Annotated in this window: 26 protein-coding genes; 11 read left to right on the forward strand and 15 right to left on the reverse strand. The window is 70.9% G+C overall.

The genetic code is table 11. The features are described 5' to 3' along the window. Positions 1 to 2: 2 nt before the first annotated feature. From ybeY to glyA, 12 genes are all read right to left on the reverse strand, one after another. The gene (ybeY, locus tag CCR79_RS05035; protein WP_201169450.1) at positions 3 to 467 is read right to left on the reverse strand and encodes an rRNA maturation RNase YbeY; all 465 of its coding nucleotides are present in this window, start codon (positions 465 to 467) and stop codon (positions 3 to 5) included. Then, positions 464 to 1,537, reverse strand: coding sequence for a PhoH family protein (locus CCR79_RS05040; RefSeq protein WP_201169452.1), 1,074 nt, complete (start codon positions 1,535 to 1,537; stop codon positions 464 to 466). Before CCR79_RS05040 ends, ybeY begins: the two co-directional genes overlap by 4 nt. A gap of 4 nt (positions 1,538 to 1,541) precedes the next feature. Then, entirely contained in the window at positions 1,542 to 2,912 is a 1,371-nt protein-coding gene (gene miaB / locus CCR79_RS05045; RefSeq protein WP_201169825.1) for a tRNA (N6-isopentenyl adenosine(37)-C2)-methylthiotransferase MiaB, read from the reverse strand. A 94-nt stretch (positions 2,913 to 3,006) separates the two neighbouring features. Further along, on the reverse strand, positions 3,007 to 3,507 hold the full coding sequence (locus tag CCR79_RS05050) for a phosphatidylglycerophosphatase A family protein (RefSeq protein ID WP_201169454.1): 501 nt from the start codon (positions 3,505 to 3,507) through the stop codon (positions 3,007 to 3,009). Continuing rightward, on the reverse strand, positions 3,504 to 4,478 hold the full coding sequence (gene thiL / locus CCR79_RS05055; RefSeq protein WP_338018462.1) for a thiamine-phosphate kinase: 975 nt from the start codon (positions 4,476 to 4,478) through the stop codon (positions 3,504 to 3,506). The genes CCR79_RS05050 and thiL overlap by 4 nt, the downstream gene beginning before the upstream one ends. Further along, positions 4,475 to 4,942, reverse strand: a complete 468-nt coding sequence (gene nusB / locus CCR79_RS05060) for a transcription antitermination factor NusB (protein WP_201169456.1) — start codon at positions 4,940 to 4,942, stop codon at positions 4,475 to 4,477. Before nusB ends, thiL begins: the two co-directional genes overlap by 4 nt. After that, positions 4,942 to 5,412 (reverse strand): 6,7-dimethyl-8-ribityllumazine synthase, encoded by a 471-nt coding sequence (gene ribH, locus CCR79_RS05065; RefSeq protein WP_011813696.1) that lies wholly within the window; start codon positions 5,410 to 5,412, stop codon positions 4,942 to 4,944. The genes nusB and ribH overlap by 1 nt, the downstream gene beginning before the upstream one ends. Positions 5,413 to 5,508: 96 nt before the next feature. Next, a complete protein-coding gene (gene ribBA, locus CCR79_RS05070; RefSeq protein ID WP_238634782.1) occupies positions 5,509 to 6,630 on the reverse strand; it encodes a bifunctional 3,4-dihydroxy-2-butanone-4-phosphate synthase/GTP cyclohydrolase II in 1,122 nt (373 codons plus the stop codon). A 4-nt stretch (positions 6,631 to 6,634) separates the two neighbouring features. Beyond that, the gene (locus CCR79_RS05075) at positions 6,635 to 7,303 is read right to left on the reverse strand and encodes a riboflavin synthase (RefSeq protein WP_201169461.1); all 669 of its coding nucleotides are present in this window, start codon (positions 7,301 to 7,303) and stop codon (positions 6,635 to 6,637) included. Positions 7,304 to 7,307: 4 nt separating this feature from the next. Then, positions 7,308 to 8,423 carry a bifunctional diaminohydroxyphosphoribosylaminopyrimidine deaminase/5-amino-6-(5-phosphoribosylamino)uracil reductase RibD gene (ribD, locus tag CCR79_RS05080; RefSeq protein ID WP_238634043.1) on the reverse strand — a complete coding sequence of 372 codons (1,116 nt, stop codon included), beginning with the start codon at positions 8,421 to 8,423 and terminating at the stop codon, positions 7,308 to 7,310. Then, positions 8,410 to 8,877 (reverse strand): transcriptional regulator NrdR, encoded by a 468-nt coding sequence (gene nrdR, locus CCR79_RS05085; protein WP_201169462.1) that lies wholly within the window; start codon positions 8,875 to 8,877, stop codon positions 8,410 to 8,412. Before nrdR ends, ribD begins: the two co-directional genes overlap by 14 nt. Positions 8,878 to 8,900: 23 nt before the next feature. Beyond that, positions 8,901 to 10,151 carry a serine hydroxymethyltransferase gene (glyA, locus tag CCR79_RS05090; RefSeq protein WP_201169464.1) on the reverse strand — a complete coding sequence of 417 codons (1,251 nt, stop codon included), beginning with the start codon at positions 10,149 to 10,151 and terminating at the stop codon, positions 8,901 to 8,903. A 546-nt stretch (positions 10,152 to 10,697) separates the two neighbouring features. Between glyA and trhA the strand changes: the two genes are divergently transcribed. Genes trhA through CCR79_RS05110 form a run of 4 tightly spaced genes read left to right on the forward strand, consistent with a single transcriptional unit; the run spans position 10,698 to position 13,205 of the window. Continuing rightward, positions 10,698 to 11,375: a PAQR family membrane homeostasis protein TrhA gene (gene trhA / locus CCR79_RS05095; protein WP_201169466.1), complete on the forward strand. Its 678-nt coding sequence runs from the start codon at positions 10,698 to 10,700 to the stop codon at positions 11,373 to 11,375. Positions 11,376 to 11,406: 31 nt separating this feature from the next. Then, a complete protein-coding gene (locus CCR79_RS05100; protein WP_201169467.1) occupies positions 11,407 to 12,471 on the forward strand; it encodes a calcium/sodium antiporter in 1,065 nt (354 codons plus the stop codon). Positions 12,472 to 12,504: 33 nt separating this feature from the next. Beyond that, the gene (gloA, locus tag CCR79_RS05105) at positions 12,505 to 13,050 is read left to right on the forward strand and encodes a lactoylglutathione lyase (protein WP_201169469.1); all 546 of its coding nucleotides are present in this window, start codon (positions 12,505 to 12,507) and stop codon (positions 13,048 to 13,050) included. 2 nt (positions 13,051 to 13,052) lie between these two features. After that, on the forward strand, positions 13,053 to 13,205 hold the full coding sequence (locus CCR79_RS05110) for a hypothetical protein (RefSeq protein ID WP_201169471.1): 153 nt from the start codon (positions 13,053 to 13,055) through the stop codon (positions 13,203 to 13,205). A gap of 3 nt (positions 13,206 to 13,208) precedes the next feature. Here the strand turns inward: CCR79_RS05110 and CCR79_RS05115 are convergent, their stop codons facing one another. The 3 genes from CCR79_RS05115 to djlA all read right to left on the reverse strand — a co-directional run bounded on the left by CCR79_RS05115 (position 13,209) and on the right by djlA (position 16,048). Further along, positions 13,209 to 14,624, reverse strand: a complete 1,416-nt coding sequence (locus CCR79_RS05115) for a M20/M25/M40 family metallo-hydrolase (RefSeq protein ID WP_201169472.1) — start codon at positions 14,622 to 14,624, stop codon at positions 13,209 to 13,211. Next, a complete protein-coding gene (locus CCR79_RS05120; RefSeq protein WP_201169475.1) occupies positions 14,617 to 15,162 on the reverse strand; it encodes a macro domain-containing protein in 546 nt (181 codons plus the stop codon). The genes CCR79_RS05115 and CCR79_RS05120 overlap by 8 nt, the downstream gene beginning before the upstream one ends. A gap of 79 nt (positions 15,163 to 15,241) precedes the next feature. Next, positions 15,242 to 16,048, reverse strand: a complete 807-nt coding sequence (gene djlA, locus CCR79_RS05125; RefSeq protein WP_201169478.1) for a co-chaperone DjlA — start codon at positions 16,046 to 16,048, stop codon at positions 15,242 to 15,244. A gap of 146 nt (positions 16,049 to 16,194) precedes the next feature. Here djlA and CCR79_RS05130 point away from each other — a divergent pair, with 146 nt between their 5' ends. The 7 genes from CCR79_RS05130 (at position 16,195) to CCR79_RS05160 (ending at position 23,557) form a co-directional block, all read left to right on the forward strand. Beyond that, a complete protein-coding gene (locus CCR79_RS05130) occupies positions 16,195 to 17,532 on the forward strand; it encodes an FAD-dependent oxidoreductase (RefSeq protein WP_201169481.1) in 1,338 nt (445 codons plus the stop codon). Next, positions 17,529 to 18,293 (forward strand): DUF1365 domain-containing protein, encoded by a 765-nt coding sequence (locus CCR79_RS05135; protein WP_201169484.1) that lies wholly within the window; start codon positions 17,529 to 17,531, stop codon positions 18,291 to 18,293. Before CCR79_RS05130 ends, CCR79_RS05135 begins: the two co-directional genes overlap by 4 nt. After that, a complete protein-coding gene (locus CCR79_RS05140; RefSeq protein WP_201169486.1) occupies positions 18,290 to 19,513 on the forward strand; it encodes an SAM-dependent methyltransferase in 1,224 nt (407 codons plus the stop codon). The genes CCR79_RS05135 and CCR79_RS05140 overlap by 4 nt, the downstream gene beginning before the upstream one ends. Continuing rightward, positions 19,506 to 20,402: a MerR family transcriptional regulator gene (locus tag CCR79_RS05145; protein ID WP_201169489.1), complete on the forward strand. Its 897-nt coding sequence runs from the start codon at positions 19,506 to 19,508 to the stop codon at positions 20,400 to 20,402. The genes CCR79_RS05140 and CCR79_RS05145 overlap by 8 nt, the downstream gene beginning before the upstream one ends. Before the next feature lie 3 nt (positions 20,403 to 20,405). Next, complete coding sequence (locus CCR79_RS05150) at positions 20,406 to 21,839, forward strand: FAD-binding domain-containing protein (protein ID WP_201169492.1); 1,434 nt, start codon at positions 20,406 to 20,408, stop codon at positions 21,837 to 21,839. 10 nt (positions 21,840 to 21,849) lie between these two features. Then, positions 21,850 to 22,737 carry a phosphoribosylaminoimidazolesuccinocarboxamide synthase gene (locus CCR79_RS05155; protein ID WP_201169495.1) on the forward strand — a complete coding sequence of 296 codons (888 nt, stop codon included), beginning with the start codon at positions 21,850 to 21,852 and terminating at the stop codon, positions 22,735 to 22,737. 124 nt (positions 22,738 to 22,861) lie between these two features. Continuing rightward, positions 22,862 to 23,557: a Crp/Fnr family transcriptional regulator gene (locus CCR79_RS05160; protein WP_201169498.1), complete on the forward strand. Its 696-nt coding sequence runs from the start codon at positions 22,862 to 22,864 to the stop codon at positions 23,555 to 23,557. The last annotated feature ends 112 nt before the right edge of the window (positions 23,558 to 23,669 follow it).

The raw sequence follows: 23,669 nt of genomic DNA on the forward strand, positions 1-23,669 counted from the left end.
TTTCAACGCTCTAGATAGGGGTCCGGCACCCCAAGCGCGGCGAGGAGGCGCCGCTCCTCGGCCTCCATCCGCTCGGCCTGCGCCGGCTCCTCGTGATCGTAGCCCAGCAGATGCAGGGCCCCGTGGACCACCATGTGCGCCCAGTGGTCCGCCTCCGGTTTGCCCTGTTCGCGGGCCTCTTGGGCCACCACCGGGGCGCAGAGGACCAGATCGCCGAGGATCTCTGCCGCTTCGGGAGGCAGGCCCGGCGGTAGCTCGCAGGGGAAGGAAAGCACGTTGGTGGGCTTGTCGCGCCCGCGATAGGCGTGGTTGAGCGCCCGGGACTCGTCCTCGTCGACGATGCGCACGGTGAGTTCGCCGCCGCGACCATGCGCATCGAGCACCGGCGCAAGCCAGCGCTGCACCTGCGCGGTGTCCGGCGCCGGCGTCCCGGCGACGTGCTGGAAGGCCAGCTCGAACTCGCTCACTTGCGTCCCTTGCCCGTACCCTGACCGCCGATCTGGCGACTCCGCGAATCGTACGCCTCGACGATGCGCTGCACCAGCGGGTGGCGGACGACATCCGAGGCGGCGAAGAAGGTGAAGCTGACGCCATCCACCTCGTGGAGCACCTCGACCGCATCGCGCAGCCCGGAGGGCTTATCCGGCGGCAGGTCGATCTGGGTGACATCGCCGGTGACCACGGCTGTGGAGCCGAAGCCGATGCGCGTGAGGAACATCTTCATCTGCTCGACGGTGGCATTCTGCGCCTCGTCGAGGATCACGAAGGCGTGATTCAGGGTGCGCCCGCGCATGAACGCCAGGGGCGCGACCTCGATGACGTTGCGCTCGATCAGCCGGCTGACCCGTTCGAAGCCGAGCATCTCGAACAGGGCGTCGTAAAGCGGCCGCAGGTACGGATCGACCTTCTGCGCCATGTCACCGGGCAGGAAGCCGAGGCGCTCACCGGCCTCCACCGCCGGGCGCACCAGGACCACCCGGCGCACTTCCTCGGCCTCCAGGGCCTCGACGGCGCACGCCACCGCGAGGAAGGTCTTGCCGGTGCCGGCGGGACCGATGCCGAAGCTCAGGTCGTTGTCGCGGATGCGCTGCACGTAGGCCCGCTGCCCGGGGCCGCGACCGCGCACGACGGTCTTGCGGGTGCGGATCGCCGCCGCCTCTTCGTCGCGCTCGTCGCGCCGCCGCTGCGCCGGCGCGCTGGCTTCGCTATTGGCCTCCCCATCGGCCTCCTCGTCCGGCTGCCCGGCCTCTTCGTGGAGCTCCTGCAGCCGCGCCTGCTGCAGATAGAGGTGCACGTCCTCCGGCTCGAGGTGCTGCGCGGCAGCGGCCTCGTAGAGTTCCTCAAGCACCTGCCGGGTGACGCGCACCGCCGTGTCCTCGCCGATGACACGGAAGCGATGCCCCTGGTTCTGGATCTCGACCGCCAGGCGCCGTTCGAGCTGGCGGAGGTTCTCGTCGAACTGCCCGCACAGCCGTGCCAGTCGTTCGTTGTCGGCCGGGGTCAGCTCGAGGTCGATAGCTTGCGGCCGGTCGCTCACGCCGTCACCCGCCTGCGCCGACTGCTGCGTGCATGGCTTGTTCCTCCACAGAGACGACGCGCCCCCGCAGTGAGTGGGTGCGCGCGTCGGTGATCTCAACTTCGGCAAAGCGGCCGATCCACGACGGATCACCCGGGAAGTTCACCACCCGGTTGCCCGAGGTGCGGCCACAGAGCTCGCTCGGGTCACGCCGGGACGGACCGTCGATCAGCACCGACTGCTTGGTGCCGAGCAGTGCACGGGCGGCGGCACTCTGCTGGTCGTGCAGGCGAGCCTGCAGGCGCTGCAGCCAGGCGCGCTTGTCGGCCTCGGGGACCCCGTCGTGGAGCTCCGCAGCCGGCGTCCCCGGCCGCGGGCTGTAGACAAAGCTAAAAGCGCCGCCGTCGAAACCGACGCGATCGACCAGGGCCAGGGTCTCTTCGAACTCGGCCTCGGTCTCACCGGGGAAGCCGACGATCAGGTCGGTGGCGAGCACCAGCCCGGGACGGACGGCGCGGATCTCCTCGATCAGTGCCTCGTAGGCGGCAGCATCGTGGCCGCGCTTCATGAGCTTGAGGATGAGGTCTGAGCCGCTCTGCACCGGCAGGTGGAGAAAATCGGCCAGCTCGGGTACCTCGCGGTAGGCGTCGATGAGCCCGCTATGGAACTCCGCCGGGTGCGAGGTGGTGAACCGGATGCGGTCGATTCCCGGGATCCGCGCCACCGCCTCGATGAGCAGGCCCAGATCGGCCGGCTCGCCGTCGTCGAGGGCGCCGGCGTAGGCGTTGACGTTCTGCCCGAGCAGGTTGACCTCGCGCACCCCCTGCCCGGCGAGGCTGCGCACCTCGGCGAGGACGTCGGCCACCGGCCGACTGATCTCGTCGCCCCGGGTGTAAGGCACCACACAGAAGGAGCAATACTTGCTGCACCCCTCCATCACCGAGACATACGCGGTAGGCCCCTCGGCCCGCGGCTGCGGCAGGTGGTCGAACTTCTCGATCTCGGGGAAGTCCGTGTCGACCTGTGCGCCCCCGCCGGCGCGCCGGCGCGCCAGCATCTGCGGCAGCCGGTGCAGGGTCTGCGGCCCGAAGACCAGGTCGACGAAGGGTGCGCGGCGCAGGATCTCGGCCCCCTCCTGGCTGGCCACACAGCCGCCGACGCCGATCAGCACCGAGGGGTTTTCCTGCTTGTAGCGCCGCCAGCGGCCGAGCTGCGAGAAGACTTTCTCTTGAGCCTTCTCGCGCACCGAGCAGGTATTGAGCAGCAGCAGGTCGGCCTCTTCGGGGCGCTCGACCCGGTGGGCGCCGGCCTGGCTGACCAGCACGTCGACCAGACGCTCGGCGTCGTAGTCGTTCATCTGGCAGCCCTGAGTCTCTACATAGACGCGCTCGCTCACCGTCTGCGCCACCTCGCGGTTTGCTCTCGCTTCACGGAATTCGTTTCCCGACATTCTAGCTTTGGCCATGCGGCACGCCCAACGACCCCGACGGTCATCCGGCAAGTGGCGCGAACAGCGCCACGCTGGCGTACCACAGGGCCGCCGCGGCGGCGCCGGCGGCGACGTCGTCGGCCATGATCCCCAGCCCGCCGTGCAGGCGCCGGTCGAGCCAGCGGATGGGGCCGGGTTTGAGGGCGTCGAAGAGTCGGAAGAGCACGAACAGCAGCGCGGCGTCCACCCACACGGAAAACACCCCGAAGCCGGTGACCAGCGGCAATGCGGCCACCAGGTAGCCCCCCACCTCGTCCCAGACAATGGCCGGGTGGTCGTGGACCCCGGCCTCCTCGGCCGCCCGGCCGCAGATCCAGACGCCGACGACGATCACCGCCAGGGTGACCAGCAGATAGAGGCTCAGCGGTGCGACATAGAGCAGCGCGAACAGCGGCAGCGCCGCCAGCGTGCCGAACGTCCCTGGCGCCCGCGGTGCCAAGCCAAGTCCGCCGGCGGTAGCGAGCCAGTGCAGGGGTCTACGCAGACGGAACGGTGTGTTCAAGAGCCCTCCGCGAAGTGGTCGTAGCCGCCGGGATCCAGGGCGCAGACCACCCCGCCGGCGTCCACGCCGCGCAGCCCGGGCGTCTCCTCGACCGTGCCGATGCGCGTCACCGGGGTGGCGGCATGCTCGCGCAGGCAAGCCATCTCATCCTCGCGCTCCACCGGCAAGGTGAAGCAGAGCTCGTAGTCATCGCCGCCGTGGAGCAGGTGGCGCAGATCCCCGCGCTCGTCGATGAAGGCCTGGGAGCGGGGCAGCGCCTCCAGCTCCAGAGTGCCCCCAACACCGCTCTCGTCGAGCACCCGCGACAGGTCGGCGGCCAGCCCGTCGGAGACGTCGATGGCCGCACTCGCCCGGCCGAGCAGGGCCGTCCCGGCCGCCACCCGCGGCTCGGGCCGGAACAGCCGCCCAGCCAGGTAGGCGGGGTCGCCGGCCAGGGGCGTCGCCTCCTCGCGCTCGAGCCACAGCTCCAGGCCGAGGGCCGCATCCCCCAGGGTGCCGGTGACCCAGATGCCGTCACCGGGCCGGGCACCGCCGCGACGCAGGCCGTGCTCGCCGGCGACCGAGCCGAGGGCGGTGACCGACACCGACAGCGGTCCGTGGGTGGTGTCACCCCCGACCAGGGCCACCCCGTGACGGTCGGCCAGCGCCTTGAAGCCAGCGCTGAAACGCTCTAGCCACTGCGGATCCTTCTCGGGCAGGGTCAGGGAGAGCAGGGCCCAGGCCGGCCGGGCACCGACGGCGGCCAGATCGCTGAGATTGACCGCCAGCACCCGGTGGCCCAACGCCTCCGGCGGGATGTCCCCGGGAAAGTGAATGTCCTCGACCAGGGTGTCGCAGCAGGCGGCCAGCAGGCCGGTGTCGGTGTGCAGCAGGGCCGCGTCGTCGCCGACCCCGAGCGCGACCCCGTCACGCTGCGCGGTCAGGTCGTGGAAATAGCGCTGGATGAGCGCTGCCTCGCCTCCGCCGATCACTGCCGATTCCCTCGCCCGGGTTTGCGCTCGCCCCGCTCGGCGGCGCGCAGCCCCACGGTGGCGCCGAAGCGGTCGAGCACGCCGTTGATGTAACGGTGCGACTGGTCGGCGCCGAAGCGGCGCGCCAGCTCCACCGATTCGTCGATGACCACGCGGTAGGGCACCTCCAGGCGCTCGGACAGCTCGTAGGCGCCGAGGCGCAGGATCGAGCGCTCCACCGGATCGAGCTGCGCCAGGGGCCGGTCGAGCAGCGCCGAAAGCTGCTCGTCGAGCTCCGCAGCACGGTCCGTGATGGCGTAGATCAGTTCGCGGAAGTAGGCCACGTCGATGTCACCGAGGCCGGCGGCGAGGAACTGCCGCTCGATGTCCTCGGCCGACGCGCCGGTGACCGCGTACTGGTAGAGCGCCTGGACGAGCTTGGAACGCGCCCGGGAGCGGCGCTTGCCTTCGCCTGAAGCCGCCATTACGCCTCGAGCTGCCGCATCAGATCGACCATCTCCAGGGCCGAGAGCGCCGCCTCGGCGCCCTTGTTGCCGGCCTTGGTCCCGGCGCGCTCAATGGCCTGCTCGACGGTCTCGACGGTGAGAACCCCGTAGGAGACCGGCACGCCGGAGCCCATCATGGCCTGGGCAACGCCCTTGGTGCACTCGGCGGCCACGTACTGGTGGTGGTCGGTGCCGCCGCGAATGACGGCGCCGAGGGCAATCACCGCATCAGCGCGACCGGCGTCGGCCACGCGCTGGACCGCCAGCGGCAGCTCGAAGGAACCGGGCACGCGGATCAGCTCCAGATGCTCCTCCGGGACGCCGTGGCGCCGCAGGGTGTCGGCGGCGCCGTCGATCAGCCGATCGACGATGAGATCGTTGAAGCGCGCCGCCACGAGGGCGAACCGCGCGTCCTGCAGCGCGACGAGTTGTCCTTCGGTTACTTGCATGCCTGGTTTCCTGAAGAAAGTTTCGGTAGGACCGGCGCTTGCGCGGGTTCCGGCGCTAAACTACAAGCCCGGCGGGCGCCCCGCAAGCGCCGGCGGTCAGCCCTCGGGGGTGACGTACTCCACCACCTCCATGCCGAAGCCGGAGAGCGCGTGCATGCGACGCGGGGCGCTGAGCACGCGCATGCGGCGCACCCCGAGATCGGTGAGGATCTGCGCGCCGATGCCGTAGGTGCGCAGATCCAGTGGCACGCCGCCGCTCTCCTCGCTGCAGCCGCCGCCCTGGTAGCAGCGCATGTGCTCGAGGATGTCGTCGTTGGCGTCGGCATTGCGCAGCACCACCACCACGCCCGACTCGGCTTCGGCCACCTGGCGCAACGCCGAACGCAGCGGCCAGCCGCAGCGCGGCCCGGTGGCACCGAGCAGGTCGGCCAGCGGGTTCTCCAGGTGCACGCGCACCAACGCCGGGGTCTCCTCATCCACCTGCCCGGCGACCAGGGCGAAGTGGAGCGCGCCGCTGACATTGTCCTGGTAGGTGTGCATGCGGAAGGTGCCGTACTCGGTGGGCAGCTCGCAGGCGCCGACGTGCTCTACCGAGCGCTCGTTGCGCACCCGGTAGGCGATGAGATCGGCCACGGTGCCGATCTTCAGCCCATGGGTCCGGGCGAACGCCATGAGGTCGTCGCGCCGCGCCATGGTGCCGTCCTCGTTGAGGATCTCGACGATCACCGCCGCTGGGGCAAAACCGGCGAGTCGGGCCAGGTCGCAGCCGGCCTCGGTATGCCCGGCGCGGGTGAGCACGCCGCCGGGCTGGGCCATCAGCGGGAAGATGTGCCCGGGCTGGACCAGGTCCTCGGGGCGCGCACCCGGCGCCACCGCCGCCTGCACGGTTCGCGCCCGGTCGGCGGCCGAGATGCCGGTGGTCACACCCTCCGCCGCCTCGATGGAGACGGTAAAATTGGTGGTGTTCTTCTCATCGTTGTTATGGACCATCAGCGGCAGACGCAGCTGCTCGCAGCGCTCGCGGGTCAAAGTCAGGCAGATCAGGCCCCGGCCGTAGCGGGCCATGAAGTTGATGTCCTCGGGCCGGATGAGGCTCGCCGGCATCACCAGGTCGCCTTCGTTCTCCCGGTCCTCGTCGTCGAGGATGACCGCCATGCGCCCCTGGCGCAGGTCCTCGATGATCTCCTCGATACTGTTGAACTGCACCGTCTCGCTCATGCCCTCATCCATTCCCGAATCCGGCCTGTCGTAGCTGCTCAAGGGTCAGCCCACCGCCGCTGCCATCTCCTGTCCCGTCGCTTCCGGCGCTGAGCAGCCGCTCGACGTACCGCGCCACCAGGTCCACCTCGATGTTGACCGGATCGCCGGCGCGGCGTTCCCCCAGGTTGGTGGCGGCCAGGGTGTGCGGGATCAGGTTGACCTCGAAATCCCGCCCGGCAACGGTGTTGATGGTCAAGCTGACACCGGCCACGGCGATGGAGCCCTTGACGGCCACGTAGCGGGCGACCCCCTCCGGGACCCGGAAGCGCCAGCGCTCGGAGCCACCGGCCGGCGCCCGCTCGACGACCTCGCCGACCCCGTCGACGTGCCCGGTGACCAGGTGGCCGCCCAGCGGCGTGGTGGGGGTGACCGCGCGCTCCAGATTCACCCGCGCACCGCTGCGCAGCCCGCCAAGGGTGGTGCAGCGCAGGGTCTCATCGGAGACGTCGGCACGGAACTGCCCATCCTCGATGCCAGTGGCGGTCAGGCAGACGCCGTCGACGGCGATGCTGTCGCCAACCCGACACTCGGCCAGCCCCAGGTCAGGGGCGTCGATGCGCAGAATCCGCCCGTCGCCGCTTTGCTCGATGGCGGCCACGCGGCCGCACGTCTCCACGATCCCGGTGAACATCCCGTTAATCCAACCTCGCGGTGATGCGGATTTCCTCCCCCACCCGGCGCACATCGCTGAACGCCAGCGGGCGGCGCTGGGCCATGGCGTCGATGCCGGGCAAAACCAGCAACGGCCGGGCCGCGTCGCCCATCAGGTGGGGGGCGGTGTAGACGATCAGCTCGTCGACCAGACCCGCCTGCACCCAGGCTCCGGCCAGGGTCGGCCCGGCCTCCACCCAGACCTCGTTGATCTCGCGATCGGCCAGGGCGTCGAGCACCGCACCCAGGTGGAGCCCTCCCTCCTGCAGAGGGATGGGCAGCAGCTCAGCCCCACAGCCGCGCAGCGCCCGCGCCCGGGCCTCGTTGACGTACTCGGCATGACCGACGAGCACCGGCCCCGGCGCCCGGAACAGCGCTGCCTGCGGCGGCGTGGTCAGGCGCGGGTCGAGGACCACGCGCAGCGGCTGTCGCTCGGCCGGAACCGCCGGTTCGACGTCGCGGGCATCCAGACGGGGGTCGTCCGCCCGCACGGTCCCCACCCCGGTGAGGACCGCCGCGGCCTGCGCCCGGCCCCGGTGGACATCGCGGCGCGCCGCCGCTGAGGTGATCCAGCGGCTCTCGCCGGAGGCCATGGCTGTGCGCCCATCCAAACTCGCCGCCAGCTTGACGCGTACCCACGGGCGCCCACCGGCGATCCGGCGCAGAAACCCACGGTTGAGCGCCTCGGCATCGGTGGCCAGCACGCCCTCGGTGACCGCTACTCCGGCGGCCTCGAGCTGCGCGATGCCGCCGCCGGCGACCCGGGGATTGGGGTCGCGGTGGCCAACCACCACCCGGGCCACACCGGCTTCGATCAGGGCGCGGGCACACGGAGGCGTGCGCCCGTAGTGGGCGCAGGGCTCCAGGGTGACATAGGCGGTGGCGCCGGCAGCCTCGCCGCCGGCCGCCTGCAGGGCCGCCGCCTCGGCGTGCGGCCCACCGGCCTGCTCATGGGCGGCCTCGGCCACCACCGCCCCGTCACGCACCAGCACGCAACCGACCCGCGGATTGGGGTGCGGCGGCGGGAACACTGCGGCCGCTCGCCGGACGGCGCGGGCCATCCAGCGGGCATCGTCCCGGTGGCTCTCAGTCGTCGTCACGCCGGTGCTGCTCCAGGCCTTCGATGACCTCGCGGAAGGCGCCGACATCCTCGAAACGGCGGTAGACCGAGGCGAAGCGGACATAGGCGACCACGTCGAGCTCGCGCAGCTCTTCCATCACGTACTCGCCAATGGTGCTGGCCCCCACCTCGCGGTCTCCGGCACCGGAGACCCGCTTGCAGACGCGGCGCACCGCCGCCTCGACGGCCTCAGTGGCCACCGGGCGCTTCTCCAGCGCCCGCCGGAAGCCAAGGCGCAGCTTGTCCTCGTCGAACGCCTCGCGCCGCCCGTCGGACTTCACCACCCGGGGGTAGACCAGTTCGGGGGCCTCGTGGGTGGTGAAGCGCTCGCCGCAGGACGGGCACTGGCGCCGCCGCCGCACCTGCTCCCCCTCACCGACCAGGCGGGAGTCGACCACGCGGGTGTCGGTGTTCTGGCAGTAGGGGCAGCGCATGGGCGGTCAGCCGTCGTCCGGCATCAGCCGTAGACCGGGAACTCGCGACAGATCTGCTGCACCTCGCCGCGCACGCGCTCGACCACCGACTCGTCGCCCATGTTGTCGAGGACGTCGCAGATCCAGTCGGCCAGGCGCGTGGCCTCGGCCTCCTTGAAGCCGCGGGTGGTGATCGCCGGCGTGCCGATGCGCAGGCCGCTGGTGACGAACGGCGACTGCGGGTCGTTGGGGACGGTGTTCTTGTTCACCGTGATGTTGGCCCGTCCCAGCGCGGCGTCCGCATCCTTGCCGGTGAGGTTCTTGGGGGTCAGATCCATCAGGAAGAGGTGGTTGTCGGTGCCGCCGGAGACGACGTTGTAGCCGCGCTCGATGACGCGCTGGGCCATGGCGCGGGCGTTGGCCACCACCTGCTCCTGGTACTGCTTAAACTCGGGCTCGAGGGCCTCCTTGAAGGCCACGGCCTTGCCGGCGATGGCGTGCATCAGCGGGCCGCCCTGAGTCCCCGGGAAGACCAGCGACTGGAACTTCTTCTCGAGATCCGGGTTGGAGCGGGCGAGGATGATGCCGCCGCGGGGACCGCGCAGGGTCTTGTGGGTGGTGGAGGTGACCGCGTCGGCATAGGGGATCGGGCTGGGGTAGACCCCGGCAGCGACCAGGCCGGCGATGTGCGCCATATCCACGACCAGGTAGGCGCCCACGGAGTCGGCAATCTCGCGCATGCGCGCCCAATCGACCACCTGGGAGTAGGCGGAGAAGCCACCGATGACCATCTTCGGCTGGTGCTCGGTAGCCAGGCGCTGGATCTCGTCGTAGTCGATCTGGCCGTCGTCGTTGATGCCGTACTGGACGGCATTGAACAGCTTGCCCGAGAAGTTGACCTTGGCACCGTGGGTCAGGTGGCCGCCGTGATCGAGGCTCATGCCCAGGATGGTGTCGCCGGGCTTGAGCAGGGCATGGAAGACAGCAGCATTGGCCTGGGAGCCCGAGTGGGGCTGGACGTTGGCGTAGTCGGCGCCGAAGAGCTGCTTGGCACGGTCGATGGCGAGCTGCTCGGCTACGTCGACGTGTTCACAGCCGCCGTAGTAGCGCTTGCCGGGGTAGCCTTCGGCATACTTGTTCGTCAGCACGCTGCCCTGCGCTTCCATCACGCGGGGACTGGCGTAGTTCTCGGAGGCGATCAGCTCGATGTGATCCTCTTGGCGCTGGCGCTCGTCCTCGATAGCGGCTGCCAGCTCCGGGTCGTAACCCGCGATGGTCATGTCTCGGGAGAACATATCGACTCCTTGCTCGGCTTGGGATCCGGCATTGCACAATCCGCCAGTATAACCGAAATTCCTCCCGGGTCCGAATCGCGCGCCGGTCGCCTTATGCATCAGGGCGATAGCGCCGCGGATGGAGGCTCGGCGGGGAACGCGCCCTTGGGCCCGGCCCCTCCAGCCACGCGCCCGCCGAAGCCCCGGTCGGCGGAGGCGCCCCCGGCTTGCCGGATCATTGCGGACGCGCCGAGCAGCACAGCCCCGGCGGGGGATCAGCGCGAAGCTTTGCCGGTTCGCGCTGATCAGCGAGGTTCTGTCTGAGCGGCGCGCCAGCGCCGCGAGTTTAGCGAGCGGCCCCGCCGGGGTGAGCAACACAGGGAACCCCGCCGATAGGCGGGGCGCGTTCGCCGATCCGGCAAGCCGGGGGGCGCCTCCGCCGACCGGGGCATCGGGCTGGGCGTACCGGCCAGGTCGCGCGCGTTTCCCACCCCGCCTCCACGCGCCGTCCACTGTAGCGGATCGACCCTTGGAGCCCGCCGCAGCGATCTTCCTATACTGTGGGGTATGAGCCTCAGCGCCCGAACCTACAGCCGCGCCGAACAGGCCGCCGACCGAATCCTGCACTGGGTGGCCATCGCCGCCGCCCTGGCCGGAGCGGCCGTTCTGGTCACCCTGGCCATCCAGCGTGGCGACCCGACCCTGATCGGCAGCGTCACCCTCTACGGGCTGGCGCTGGTCGCCCTGTTTCTAGCCTCGGCGCTGTGCAACCACGACCTCACCGACCACCACTCGACGCGCGCCGAACGGCTGCGCCGCCTGGATCACGCGACGATCTTCTTTATGATCGCCGCGACCTACACCCCGTTCACCGTCAACGCCCTCGAGCCACCCCACGGCTGGGCGCTGCTGGCCTTCGTGTGGGCGGTCGCGCTGATCGGCATCGGCGCCAAGCTCCTGCTGCCCCGGCCGCCGGGCCGGGCGTTCTCGGTGGTCCTGTGCCTGACCCTAGGCTGGTCGGTGGTGGTCGTCCTCGATCCGCTGGTGGCGGCACTGTCCACGGCCGGGCTAATCCTGCTGGTACTCGGCGGCGTCCTGTACAGCGCCGGGGTACTGCTCTACCTCTGGCACCGCCTGCCCTACCACCACGTCGCCTGGCACGGGATGGTCCTCGCCGCCGCCAGCTGTCACTATGCAGCCGTTCTGGCGGGCGTAGTCCTGGCGCCGGAACCGACCCAGCTCTGATCCCTCCGGGGCACCTGCGTAACGGGCCGACATGACCGATCTACTGCTCTTCGCCGCCGGGCTGGCCGGCGTCATTGCCGGTGCCGAGCTGCTCGTCCGCGGCGCCAGCCAGTTGGCCCGGCGGCTGGGCCTCGCTCCGCTGGTCATCGGACTGACCGTGGTCGCCTTCGGCACCAGCGCCCCGGAACTGGCCATCACCCTGCGGGCCGCCTTCACCGACCACGCCGCCGATCTGGCACTGGGCAACGTCGTCGGCAGCAACATCGCCAACATCCTGCTGGTGCTCGGACTGGCGGCGCTGATCGCGCCGATCGTCGTCGCGCGGCGGCTGATCCGCATCCACGTGCCAGTGATGCTGGCCGCCTCGCTGCTCACCTTGCTCCTCGCCCGGGACGGGACGCTGGCCGGTTTGGACGGCGTGATCCTGCTCACCGGGTTGGCCGGCTATCTGGCCCTGACCCTGGCCCGGGACCGGGGCCAAATCGCGGCCGAGGCCGAACCGAGCGCTCCAGCACGCCTCCCCGGGGCCCTGCTGCGACTGGTGATAGGCATCCCGTTGCTGGCCGTGGGCGCCTTCCTGCTGGTGGACGCGGCGGCGGCGCTGGCCGCGGCACTGGGGATCAGCGATCTGGTCATCGGCCTGACCCTGGTGGCAGTGGGCACGTCACTGCCGGAGATCGCCACCACGGTCAGCGCCTACCGGCTCGGCGACCGCCAGATGGCGGTCGGCAACCTGGTCGGCAGCAATATCTTCAACCTCCTGGCCGTCCTCGGCCTGGCCGCTCTGGCCGCGCCTGGCGGGGTGACGGTGAACGCCGCCGCCCTCGCCTTCGACCTGCCGGTGATGCTCGCCGTCGCCTTCGCCTGCCTGCCCGTTTTCTTCACCGGGCACACCGTCGCCCGCTGGGAGGGGGCGCTGTTCCTTGGGTATTACGCCGCCTACTGCGCCTTCCTGTTCCTGGCCGCGGCGCAGCACCAGGCCCTGGGCCCCTTCAGCGCCGTGATGCTCGGTTTCGTGGTGCCCCTGACGCTGATCACGCTGGCCGTGGGCGTCACGCGGCAGCTGCGCGACTACCGCCGCGGGTTGTATAGTTGACGTGACACCCGAACCCTCTGGGAGTAGCCGACGATGAGCCGCCACTTCGACGCCGCCGCCGGCCTATGCGAGCAGCCAGAGCCGGAGACCGACGGTTTCAAGCTCAACCACACCATGCTGCGCATCAAGGATCCGCAGCGCTCCCTGGACTTCTACACCCGGGTACTGGGTATGCGCCTGGTGCGCCGCCTGGACTTCGAGGAGATGCGCTTTACGCTCTACTTCCTCGCCTTCCTGGACGACCGCCAGGCTGCCGAGGTCCCCAGCGAGGATGGTCCGCGCACCACCTGGAACTTCGGCCGCGAGGGGGTGCTGGAGCTGACCCACAACTGGGGCGACGAGAGCGACCCGGAGGTGGCCTTCCACGACGGCAACACCGAGCCCGAGGGCTTCGGCCATATCGCCATCACCGTCCCCGACGTCTACAGCGCCTGCGAGCGCTTCGAGGCGCTGCAGGTAGACTTCGTCAAGCGCCCTCAGGAGGGCCGGATGCAGGGCATCGCCTTCATTCGCGATCCGGACGGCTACTGGATCGAGGTGGTGCAGCCCGATCTGCTGGAACGCCAGGGGCTGGGCTGATCATGCCCGGCCTTTTGATGCTGCTCGGGATGGCGGTGCTGATCGTCGCCGGCATCGCCGTGCGCGAGCGCACCGAGGTGATCAGCAACACCGCGTTCATCCTCGCGGCGGTGCTGCTGATCCTGGCCATCCTCGCCTTTACGCGGACGATCTGAGCTTCAGCGCGGCCGACCGGCGAGGGCATGCAGCACCTCGCCCAGGCAGGCAGTCAGCCGGCGAGCCGCGTCGAGGTGCAGGAACTCGTCCGGGCCGTGGGCGTTGGAGCCGGGCCCGGCCACGCCGGTGACCAGGTACTGCGCCGCGGGGAAACGCCGCTCCAGCCAGTTGAGCAGCGGGATGGTCCCGCCCTCGCCCATGTGCACCGGTGCCGCTCCGAAGTGGCCCTGCGAGGCCTCCTCCAGGGCGCCGGAGAGCCATGGCTCAGGCTCCGGCGCGGCCCAGCCGGAAGCCACCGCATCGGGCTCGAAGCGCACCCGCGCCCGGGCCGGCGGATCCTCGCAGAACAGCGTCTCCAGCCCCTCGGCCACGGCCTCCGCATCGACGGTGGGGGGCAGGCGGAGCGCCAGCTTGGTGGCGGTGAACGGGCGCAGCACGTTGCCGGCGGCCTCCACCGGGGGCAGCCCCTCGGCACCGACCACCTCCAGCGTGGCGCGCCAGGTGCGATCGAGGATGCGCTCGGCGGGGTCTTCGGACTGCGCCTCGACCCCGCGCAGGAAGGGGTAGCGGTCGCGAGTCAGGTCGCCGAGCACGGCGCCGGCGTGCTCGGCCTGCTGCCGGCGCAGACCGGGGATGGTGACGCCGCAGAGCTGCGGCAGTACGCGGCCGGTCTCGGGATCCTCAAGGCGGCTGAGGAGCTGGCGCAGGATGCGGAAACTCGACGGCACCACGCCGCCGGCGTCGCCGGAGTGCACCCCCTCACGGAGCACATCCACGCGCAGGGTACCGGTGATCATGCCGCGCAGCGAGGTGGTATTCCACAGTCGGTCGTAGGTCCCGCACCCGGCGTCGGGGCAGACGATGAGATCCGGCTGGCCGATGCGCGGTGCCAGGGCATCGAGGTAGGCCGGCAGGTCGAAACTGCCGCTCTCCTCGCACGCCTCGATGACCAGCACGCAGCGGGGATGGCGCAGCCCCGCCGCCTGCAACTCGGCGATGGCCACCACCGCCGAGAAGACGGCGTAGCCGTCGTCCACCGCACCGCGCCCGTAGAGCCGGCCCTCGCGCACCACCGGCTCCCAGGGACCGAGGCCATCAGACCAGCCCGTATTCTCCGGCTGTTTGTCCAGGTGACCGTAAAGCAACGCAGTGCCCGCCGAATCGTCGCTTCCGGGCAGATCGACGAACAGCAGCGGGGTCCGCCCCTCGAGCCGCTCGATGCCCACCTCTGCACCGGGCAGGTGGCGCTGACAGAAGGCCTCCGCCAGCTCCAGCGCCCGGTCCAAGTGGCCGTTGGCCGCCCACTCCGGGTCGAAGTGCGGCGATCGGGCCGGGATGCGCACGAACTGCTCCAGGGCCGGCAGGGCCTCCCGGTTCCAGGTATCGATCACCCGCTGCGTTTCCAGGACGTTAGCCACCTTGTTCCTCCGCCAGCTCTTGAATCACTTGGTCGTGGATGCTGCGCGCTGACTCGTCGGCGAGGACGAAGCAGGCGCGCCGTACGTGCCGGAGCTGCGCCGCCGTGCTGCGCAGGGTGCCCACGGCGACGCGGGCGGCGCGCTCCATGGGAAACCCGAAGGCACCAGTGGACAACGCCGGCATGGCCAGGCTGGTCAGCCAGTGCTCCTCGGCGCGGCGCAGCGCGTTGCGGTAGCAGGCGGCGAGCAGCTGCTCGCCGGGCTCGTCGACGCCGTAGACCGGCCCGAGGCAGTGGATGACGTGCCGGTTCGGCAGGGCGAAGCCGGAGGTGATCACCGCCTGCCCCGGCTGGATGGGCGCCAGCGGCCGGCACGCTTCGGCCAGCTCCGGGCCGGCGGCGCGATGCAACGCGCCAGCGACCCCGCCGCCGGGCATCAGCTGGGCATTGGCGGCATTGACCACGGCATCGCAATCATCCTGGGCGGCAATGTCCCCCACCCGCGTCTCTACAATGAGATCCGCGAATCGTGCCTGCATCCTCCCTCCTGACAACGGCGCCCGGCAACCGGCTGGCCACCGGGGCAACGTGACAAGGCCTCTTCCGGGAAGGTAGCAGTCAGGAGCCGCCGCGGGCCTCACGGATGGCCTCGTAGGCGGCCCGGATCTGGCGGGTCCGCTCGCCGGCGGCCTCCAGCTCCTCCTCCGAGACGCCCCGGGCAATCAGTCGGTCGGGGTGGCTCTGACTGATCGCGCGCCGGTAGGCCCTGCGCACCTCGTCACTACTCGCCCCGCGACTGAGCCCAAGCAGCCGGTAGGCGTGGTCCAGGGTCGGGCGCACGCCGCGGCGGACCGTGCCGCGGCGCAGCTCGGCCAGTCGGGCGTCGAGGTCGGCCCGAGACACCCCCACCTGGTGCCAGATGCGGCGCAGCAGTCTTTCCCGCGGCGCATCCAGGGCGCCATCAGCCAGCGCCACGCGCAGCTGGAACTCCAGAAAGCGGGCCAGCTCCTGGGGACGGTTGCGGCCAACCACCCGCAGCAGGCCAAGCACAGGACGCAGCGGGGCGTCGGGCGCCTTGCCGCGGTTGAAGATGGTGATCGCCCGCCGGCGGCCACGCTCGTCCAGCGGCAGCTCTCCCAGCACCCGGCGGGCGGCGGCGATCTCCTGCTCGCTGACGCGGCCGTCGCTCTTGGCCAGATGACCCATGGTCAGGGCCGTAGCGCCGAGGAAAAGACGCTGCGTGCGGCCCAGGCCGCAGCCGCTCCAGACCAGCCCCACGACCTGGGTCAGGCGCACCCACAGATCGATCAGGGCCCCCACGGCCAAGCCCGCCACCGCCCCGCTCCAGCCGGCGATGAGCCAGCCGCCGAGGGTGGCGAGGATCCGCCCCGACCAGCGGCGAACTATGCGGTACGGCTGCTGCATCCACCTCACCTTCCAGCGCGGGCCAAGGATACCCGAGCGGCTGCGTCGAGGGCAGCCCGCTTGCATCCCCGGCCGCGTTTTACAATGCTCGTCGATCGGGTGACCCTTAGGGGACACGGACGCTGCCAACAAGAAGGGGAATCATCGTGCCGGACAAGCATGTCGCAGTCGTCGGCGGAGGGATCGCCGGCGCCGGAGCCGCCTGGCTGCTGGCGGGCCGGCATCGGGTCACGCTCTTCGAGGCCGAGGACTACGTCGGTGGCCACACCTGCACCATCGACGCCCGCCTGAGCGACGGCCACCACCCGGTGGACACCGGGTTCATGGTCTTCAACCCGCGCAACTACCCCCACCTGTGCGCCCTGTTCGACCACCTGGGCATTGAGGCCCAGGCCTCGGACATGTCCTTTGCCTGCGCCGACCGCGACGACGACCTGGAGTATAACGGCGAGAGCCTGCGCGGGCTTTTCGCCCAACGGCGCAACCTGGTCCGCCCGGGCTTCCTGCGCATGGTCTACGATATCCTGCGCTTCAATCGCCGCGCCAAGCGCGATCTGGCCGGCAGCCTGGACGACCACCTGCCACTGGGCGAGTACCTGGACGCCGGCGGGTACGGCCCCGGGTTCCGCCGCCACTACCTGATGCCCATGGCCGCGGCGATCTGGTCCGCCTCGCCGAGCACCCTGCGCGCCTTCCCGGCCCGGCGCTTCCTGGCCTTCTTCCGCAACCACGGACTGCTCGATCTGGCCGACCGCCCGCAGTGGCACACCGTCCCCGGTGGCGCGCGGCGCTATATCGACCAGCTCCTGCCGGCCCTCCACGCGGTGCACACCAGCACGCCGGTGCGTCGGGTCCAGCGCCTAGACGCAGGAGGCGTGCGGCTGAGCGGTGACGACGGCGAACTGGGCGAGTTCGACGAGGTAGTCCTGGCCGCCCACGCCGACCAGACGCTGGCCATGCTCGACGCCCCCACCGACGAGGAGGCCCGGCTGCTCGGCCAATGCCGCTTCCAGGACAACCTGGCGCTGCTGCACACCGACCCCTCGGCCATGCCGCAACGCCGCCGCATCTGGGCCAGCTGGAACCACATCAGCGCCGCCGACGAGCAATCCCGGCGCCCGGTCTCGGTCACCTACTGGCTGAACCGCCTGCAGCAGGTGCCCAGCGAGCAGAACATCTTCGTCAGCCTCAACCCAGTGGACGCCATCGACGACGCCTACGTGCAGCGGCGGCTGGCCTTCACGCACCCGGTCCTCGACGGGGACGCCGCCGCCGCCCAGGACGCGCTGCCGGCGATCCAGGGCCGCGACCGGCTGTGGTTCTGCGGCGCGTGGACCGGCTTCGGCTTCCACGAGGACGGTCTGCGCTCGGCGGTGCGCGTCGCCGAGCAGCTCGGCTGCCCGCCGCCGTGGGGCGGCGAGGCGCAGGCCGCCCCGGCCAGCGCCACCGCGGCCGCCGGACAGCCGGCGGGGGAGGCGGCATGATCGAAGCCCCTGCGCTCTACGTCGGTGGGGTCACCCACCGGCGCAGCATCGCGCCGCAGTACCATTTCCGCTACCGCTACGCCGCGTTCCTCTTCGACGTTGACGACCTCCCGGCGCTGGATGCGCGGTGCCGGCTATTCGCCTACAACCGCAGCGGGCCGATCAGCCTTCACGATCGGGACTACGGCCCGCGGGACGGTACGCCGCTGCGCCCGTGGATCGATTCGGTGCTGGCCGAGCGCGGCCTGGACACGGCGGACGGCCGCGTCCTGCTGCTGACCGTGCCCCGAGTGCTCAACCACGCCTTCAATCCGCTGTCGGTGTGGTTCTGCCTCGACCGGGACGAGCGCCCGCGCGCCGTGCTCTGCGAGGTGCACAACACCTTCGGCGAGGTCTACGGCTACCTGCTCCACCAGGACGGGGCGCCCATGCCTTTCCCCATTCGCAGCCAGGCCACCAAGGTCTTTCACGTCTCGCCGTTCCTGCCCGTCGACGGCGAGTACCGCTTCCGCTTCTCGGCGCTGACCGAGTCGCTGGCGGTGGCCATCGGCTACCATGGCGAGGAGGGGCGCCGCCTGTCGGCGGTGCAGACCGGTGAGCGCCGTTCGCTGACCGACGGTCAGCTGCTGCGCATCCTCGGCCGGCTGCCGCCGCCGGGGATCCGCGCCCTGGTCGGCATCCACTGGCAGGCGCTGAAGATCTACCTGCGCGGTGGCCGATTCCACAGCAAACCCGAATCACCCAAGGAGCTCGTTGGATGACGCAGATCAGCCAAACCGGATCTGCCCGCACACAACCCGGTGTGCCGCTGGCAGCGCGGCCGCTGATCCGTTGGCTGGCGCGCTTTCGCACCGGCACCTTGCGCCTGCACCTGCCCGACGGCCGCTCGCTGATGTTCGGCGGCGAGATCGATGGCCCAGCTGCCGAGATGACCCTGCACCGGCCGGCCCGACTGGTCGCGCGCGTCCTGCACCGCGGCGACATCGGCTTCGCCGAGAGCTTCATGGCCGGCGAGTGGGACACCCCGGCGCTGGCGCCGCTGATCCAGGTGATGGCCAGCAATGAACACGCCTACAACGCCACGCCGGCAGGGCGCTGGTACACCCGCGCCCTGCTCGGGCTGCTGCACCGACTGCGCGCCAACACCCTGCGCGGCAGCCGGCGCAACATCGCCTACCACTACGACCTGGGCAACGACTTCTACCGCCTGTGGCTGGACGAGACCATGACCTACTCCTCGGCACTCTTCGCCGAGCCCGAACAGCCACTGGCCGACGCACAGCGCAACAAGTACCGGCGCACCCTCGATGAGCTGGGCGCGCAGCCCGGTGAGCGGGTGCTGGAGATCGGCTGCGGCTGGGGCGGTTTCGCCCGGGAGGCAGCCGGTGCCGGGTTGGCGGTGACCGGGCTGACGCTCTCCCGCGAGCAGCTGGCCTGGGCGCAGTCGGCGCTGGCCGAGGCGGACCTGAACGACCGGGCCGATCTGCGCCTGCAGGACTACCGCGAGGTGTCCGGGCAGTTCGACCACATCGTCTCCATCGAGATGTTCGAGGCCGTCGGCCAGGAGCACTGGCCCGCCTTCTTCGACACCGTCTACCGCTGCCTGCGCCCCGGCGGGCGGGCTCTGCTGCAGATCATTACCATCGACGAGGCATCCTGGCCGGTCTACACCGGTGGCCCGGACTTCATCCAGCGCTACATCTTCCCCGGCGGCATGCTGCCCACCGAGCACCACGTCCGCGAGGGCCTCGGCGCCGCCGGGCTGCACTGCGAGCGGGTGACCAGCCACGCCGGTGATTACGCCGACACGCTGCTGGCGTGGCATGAGCGTTTCCTCGCCTGTAGCGACCAGGTCCGGGCACAGGGCTTTGACGAGCGCTTCCGGCGCATGTGGCGCTATTACCTCGGCTACTGCGAGGGCGGCTTCCGTTGCGGGCGCATCGATCTGCAGCGTTTCCTGGTCCGGCGCCCGCATGCCTGACGAGACGCCGGTCTATCCGATCCGCACCGTCGCGGAGTTCACCGGCGTCAACCCGGTCACCCTGCGGGCGTGGGAGCGTCGCTACGGACTCATCCGTCCACACCGCACCGCCAAGGGCCACCGCCTCTACTCGGAGGGCGATATCGCGCGGATCCGGCGGATCCTCCAGCTCCTCGACCGCGGGGTGCTGATCAGCCGGGCCCGCGAAGCGCTCGCCGCCGAGGAGAGCGGCGAGGAGATCGCCGCCGGTGAGGAGCCTTGGCCGGCCTGGCGCAGCCACCTGGCCCGGGCCCTGGCGCGTTTCGAGCCCGCCGCTCTGGACGGCGCCCTGAGCGAGCTGCTCAGCCTCTACCCGGTGGACCGGGCGGCGAGCCACGTTCTGCTGCCGGTGCTCAGCGAGCGCCTGGCCGGCGATGCCGAGGCGGTGGCCGAGGGGCACCTGCTGGCCGCTTACCTGCGCGGGCGCCTGGGGCACCTGGCCAATCGGGCGCCGGCGCAGGGCCAGGGGCAGCGCCTGCTGCTGGCCGCACCGGCGCAGCCGGGACCCGCCACCGGCGTCACCGGCGTGGCCCTGTGCATCCTGGCGCTGACCGCCCTGAACCGGGGCCACCACCCGGTACTGCTCGGCGAGGCGGTGCCGGCGGCGGCCATCGATGCCGGGGCCCGCCGCGCTGCGGCGGACCACCTGCTGCTCTACGGCGGCGCCCATCCGGCGGCAGCCTGGGACGAGGCAGTAGCCAACCTGGCCGGCGGCTGGCCGGGCCAGACGGCGGTCACCGGCCCGGCCGCTGAGCAGCCCGATGGCCTGCCGGCCGGGGTGCGGGCCCTGGCCGGCGAGCCCCACCAGGTCATCGACCGCCTCTGCCACCCACCGCAACAGGGAGACTGAGCCGTGAGCACCGCCCTTGTCTGGCTGCGCCGGGACCTGCGCCTGGCCGATCAGCCGGCCCTGGCCCGCGCCGCACAGGCTGCGGAGCGCATCGCCCCGGTCTACATCCACGCCCCGGAGGAAGCCCGACCCGCCGCCGGCGCAGCCAGCCTGTGGTGGCTGCACCACAGCCTCGCCGCCCTGGACGCCGAGCTGGCCGCCGCCGGCAGCCGGCTTTGCCTGGACAGCGGATCGAGCGCCGAGCGGCTGTGCCACTGGGCGCAGATCAGCGACGCCACGGTGGTCTACTGCACGGCCATCGCCGAGCCGTGGGCCCGACAGCAGGAGGCTGCCGTCGCCGAGGCGCTGGCCGGGATCGGGGCCCGCCTGGAGGTCCTCCCCGACGGCCTGCTCACCGACCCGAGCGCTGTGCGCAACCGCAGCGGCACCCCGTACCGAGCCTTCACCCCCTTCTGGCGCAGTGTCCGCGCGCAGCTGGATCCACCACGTCCGACTTCGCCCCCGGCACTGCCCGGTTTGCCGGAGGCCATCCCGGAACCACAGCCGCTGGAGGCACTGGGGTTGCTGCCGCGCATCCGCTGGGACGAAAAACTGGCTGCCTCCTGGCAGCCCGGTACCGTCGGCGCCACGCAGCGCCTGGAGCGGTTCCTGGAAACGGCAGCAACCGCTTACGCCGAGCAGCGCGACTACCCGGCGCGACCAGGGACCTCGCGGCTGTCGCCGCACCTGCACTTCGGCGAGGTCAGCATCCGCACGCTCTGGCACGCCGTACACGACGCCCGGCAGGCGCAGCCGGCGGCGGCCGAGGCCCTGGACACCTTCCTTGCCGAACTGGGCTGGCGGGAGTTCGCCTACCACCTCCTCTGGCAGCAGCCGCAGCTGCACGACACACCCATCGACAAGCGGTTCGGCCGCTTCGCCTGGCGCGAGGATCCGGACGGCGCCCTGCTCGACGCCTGGCGCCGGGGTGCGACCGGCGTACCCCTGGTGGATGCCGGCATGCGCGAGCTCTGGGCCACCGGCTGGATGCATAACCGGGTGCGCATGGTGGTCGGCTCCTTCCTGGTCAAGAACCTGCGCCTGCCCTGGCAGCACGGCGAGGCGCACTTCCGCGATACGCTGGTGGACTGGGATCTGGCCAGCAACAGCATGGGCTGGCAGTGGGTCAGCGGCTGCGGTGCCGACGCCGCCCCCTATTTCCGCGTCTTCAACCCGGTCCGCCAGGGCGAGCGCTTCGACCCGGATGGCGAGTATGTCCGGCAGTGGGTCCCCGAGGTCGCCGGCCTGCCCAAGAGCCATATCCACCAACCCTGGGCGGCGCCCGCCGACACCCGGGCGCGCTGCGGCCTGCGCCTCGGGCACAACTACCCCGAGCCGCTGGTCGATCTGGCCACCAGCCGCAAGGAGGCGCTGGCAGCATTCCAGGCCCTCGGGTAGGGTAGGGTGCATGACAACAAGTACGCCCGTTTCCCAGACCCGCATCCAGAGCTTGCCGCTGCTGCACAGCGGCAAGGTCCGTGACATCTACGCCGTGGACGACCAACGGCTGCTGATCGTGGCCACCGATCGGCTCTCGGCCTTCGATGTCATCCTTCCGGACCCGATCCCCGACAAGGGGGCGGTGCTGACCCGGGTCTCGAACTTCTGGTTCCGCAAGACTGGGCACTTGGCCGCCAACCACCTGCTCGATACCCCACCGGAGTCGGTGGTGGCCCCGGAAGAGGCCGATCAGGTCCGCGAGCGCGGCGTGGTGGTCCGCCGCCTGCAGGCACTGCCCGTGGAGGCCATCGTCCGCGGCTACCTGGCTGGCTCCGGGTGGCAGTCCTACCAGCAGGACGGCACCGTCTCCGGGGTCGCCCTGCCCGGCGGCCTGCGCCAGTCGGACCGACTGCCCGAACCAATCTTCACGCCGACCACCAAGGCCGCTGTCGGCGACCACGACGAACCGATCTCGTTCGCTCAGACCGTCGAGCTCATCGGCGCCGATCTGGCCGAACGGATCCGCACCATCGCCCTGGAGATCTTCGCGTTGGCCACCGAGCACGCGGAAGCCCGCGGGCTGATCATCGCCGACACCAAGCTGGAGTTCGGCGTCACACCGGAGGGCGAGCCGGTGATCATCGACGAGCTGCTGACCCCGGACTCGTCGCGCTTCTGGCCGGCCGACGCCTGGCAACCCGGCACTGCGCCCCCGGCCTTCGACAAGCAGTACATCCGCGATCACCTCGAGGCGCTGGGCTGGGACAAGCGCCCGCCGGCGCCCCACCTGAGCGACGACGTGATCCGCAGAACCGCGGATAAGTACCGCGAGGCCGAGCGCCTGCTCACCCGCTAGGCGCCGTCCGCGGAGCCGCGGCCATGGACCGACCCACGGGGCAGAATTGATCATGCACAATACAGACGTCGCGAATGTGGTAGAGTCACGCCGTCAGGGCATCAACCCCGCGGAGTGGATCCCCATGGAGCCAAGCGACTGCGAGAACTGCGCCATCCGCTCCGTCGCGCTGTTCGGCGAGATCGACCCGCAGACTGTCGCGCAGCTTCAGGATCAGGCCCAGGAGTTCCGCGAACCGGCAGGGACGGTGCTCTACCAGGAAGGCGGCAGCGCCGACTCGGCCTTTACCCTGCGCGAGGGCATCATCAAGCTGGTGCGCAACCAGCCCGGCGGGCGCGAGCAGATCGTGCGCCTGCTGGTCGGCGGCGACTTCTTCGGTGCCGAGGGGCTGTTCGGCGACGCCCACCACCACAGCGCCATCGCGCTCACCCCGGTCTCCCTGTGCCGGCTGCCCAACACCCTGCTGGAGCAGCTGCGCACCGCCGATCCGACCTTCACCAACGCCCTGCTCAACCGGTGGCGACGCGCCCTCAACGAGGTCGAGACCTTGGCCCTGGATCTGGGTGCGCGCAAGGCCGAGGAGCGCGTGGCCTCGTTCCTTCTCCATTGGCAGACCAAGCACGGCTGCCAGGCCGAGTGGCTGCCGCTGCCGCTGTCGCGCAGCGAGCTAGGCGACCTGCTCGGCCTGCGGGTAGAGACGGTCAGCCGGGTGATGGCGCGCTGGAAGCGCGAGCGGGTCTTCGAGGAGCGTGGCGGCCACGTGCGCCTGCTCGACGCCGACGAACTCCACCAGCTCGTGGAAAGCGCCCGCAGCACCTAGCCACCCGGCGGGCCACCCCCGCCCGGCGCCCGCCGCCAAAACCGCTTCTGAATCGCAAAACCAAAACCGCCCCACCCGGCGATGCCGGATGGGGCGGTGGCTACAGCGAATG

It is taken from the genome of Halorhodospira halophila (assembly GCF_016653405.1).
Lineage (GTDB): Bacteria > Pseudomonadota > Gammaproteobacteria > Nitrococcales > Halorhodospiraceae > Halorhodospira > Halorhodospira halophila_A.

Excerpts from the sequence above, each read along its gene's own strand:
- nusB (WP_201169456.1), bottom strand. The coding sequence starts at position 4,942 with ATGGCGGCTTCAGGCGAAGGCAAGCGCCGCTCCCGGGCGCGTTCCAAG.
- ribH (WP_011813696.1), bottom strand. The coding sequence starts at position 5,412 with ATGCAAGTAACCGAAGGACAACTCGTCGCGCTGCAGGACGCGCGGTTC.
- ribBA (WP_238634782.1), bottom strand. The coding sequence starts at position 6,630 with ATGAGCGAGACGGTGCAGTTCAACAGTATCGAGGAGATCATCGAGGAC.
- CCR79_RS05075 (WP_201169461.1), bottom strand. The coding sequence starts at position 7,303 with ATGTTCACCGGGATCGTGGAGACGTGCGGCCGCGTGGCCGCCATCGAG.
- nrdR (WP_201169462.1), bottom strand. The coding sequence starts at position 8,877 with ATGCGCTGCCCCTACTGCCAGAACACCGACACCCGCGTGGTCGACTCC.
- glyA (WP_201169464.1), bottom strand. The coding sequence starts at position 10,151 with ATGTTCTCCCGAGACATGACCATCGCGGGTTACGACCCGGAGCTGGCA.
- trhA (WP_201169466.1), top strand. The coding sequence starts at position 10,698 with ATGAGCCTCAGCGCCCGAACCTACAGCCGCGCCGAACAGGCCGCCGAC.
- CCR79_RS05100 (WP_201169467.1), top strand. The coding sequence starts at position 11,407 with ATGACCGATCTACTGCTCTTCGCCGCCGGGCTGGCCGGCGTCATTGCC.
- gloA (WP_201169469.1), top strand. The coding sequence starts at position 12,505 with ATGAGCCGCCACTTCGACGCCGCCGCCGGCCTATGCGAGCAGCCAGAG.
- CCR79_RS05110 (WP_201169471.1), top strand. The coding sequence starts at position 13,053 with ATGCCCGGCCTTTTGATGCTGCTCGGGATGGCGGTGCTGATCGTCGCC.
- CCR79_RS05120 (WP_201169475.1), bottom strand. The coding sequence starts at position 15,162 with ATGCAGGCACGATTCGCGGATCTCATTGTAGAGACGCGGGTGGGGGAC.
- djlA (WP_201169478.1), bottom strand. The coding sequence starts at position 16,048 with ATGCAGCAGCCGTACCGCATAGTTCGCCGCTGGTCGGGGCGGATCCTC.
- CCR79_RS05135 (WP_201169484.1), top strand. The coding sequence starts at position 17,529 with ATGATCGAAGCCCCTGCGCTCTACGTCGGTGGGGTCACCCACCGGCGC.
- CCR79_RS05140 (WP_201169486.1), top strand. The coding sequence starts at position 18,290 with ATGACGCAGATCAGCCAAACCGGATCTGCCCGCACACAACCCGGTGTG.
- CCR79_RS05145 (WP_201169489.1), top strand. The coding sequence starts at position 19,506 with ATGCCTGACGAGACGCCGGTCTATCCGATCCGCACCGTCGCGGAGTTC.
- CCR79_RS05155 (WP_201169495.1), top strand. The coding sequence starts at position 21,850 with ATGACAACAAGTACGCCCGTTTCCCAGACCCGCATCCAGAGCTTGCCG.
- CCR79_RS05160 (WP_201169498.1), top strand. The coding sequence starts at position 22,862 with ATGGAGCCAAGCGACTGCGAGAACTGCGCCATCCGCTCCGTCGCGCTG.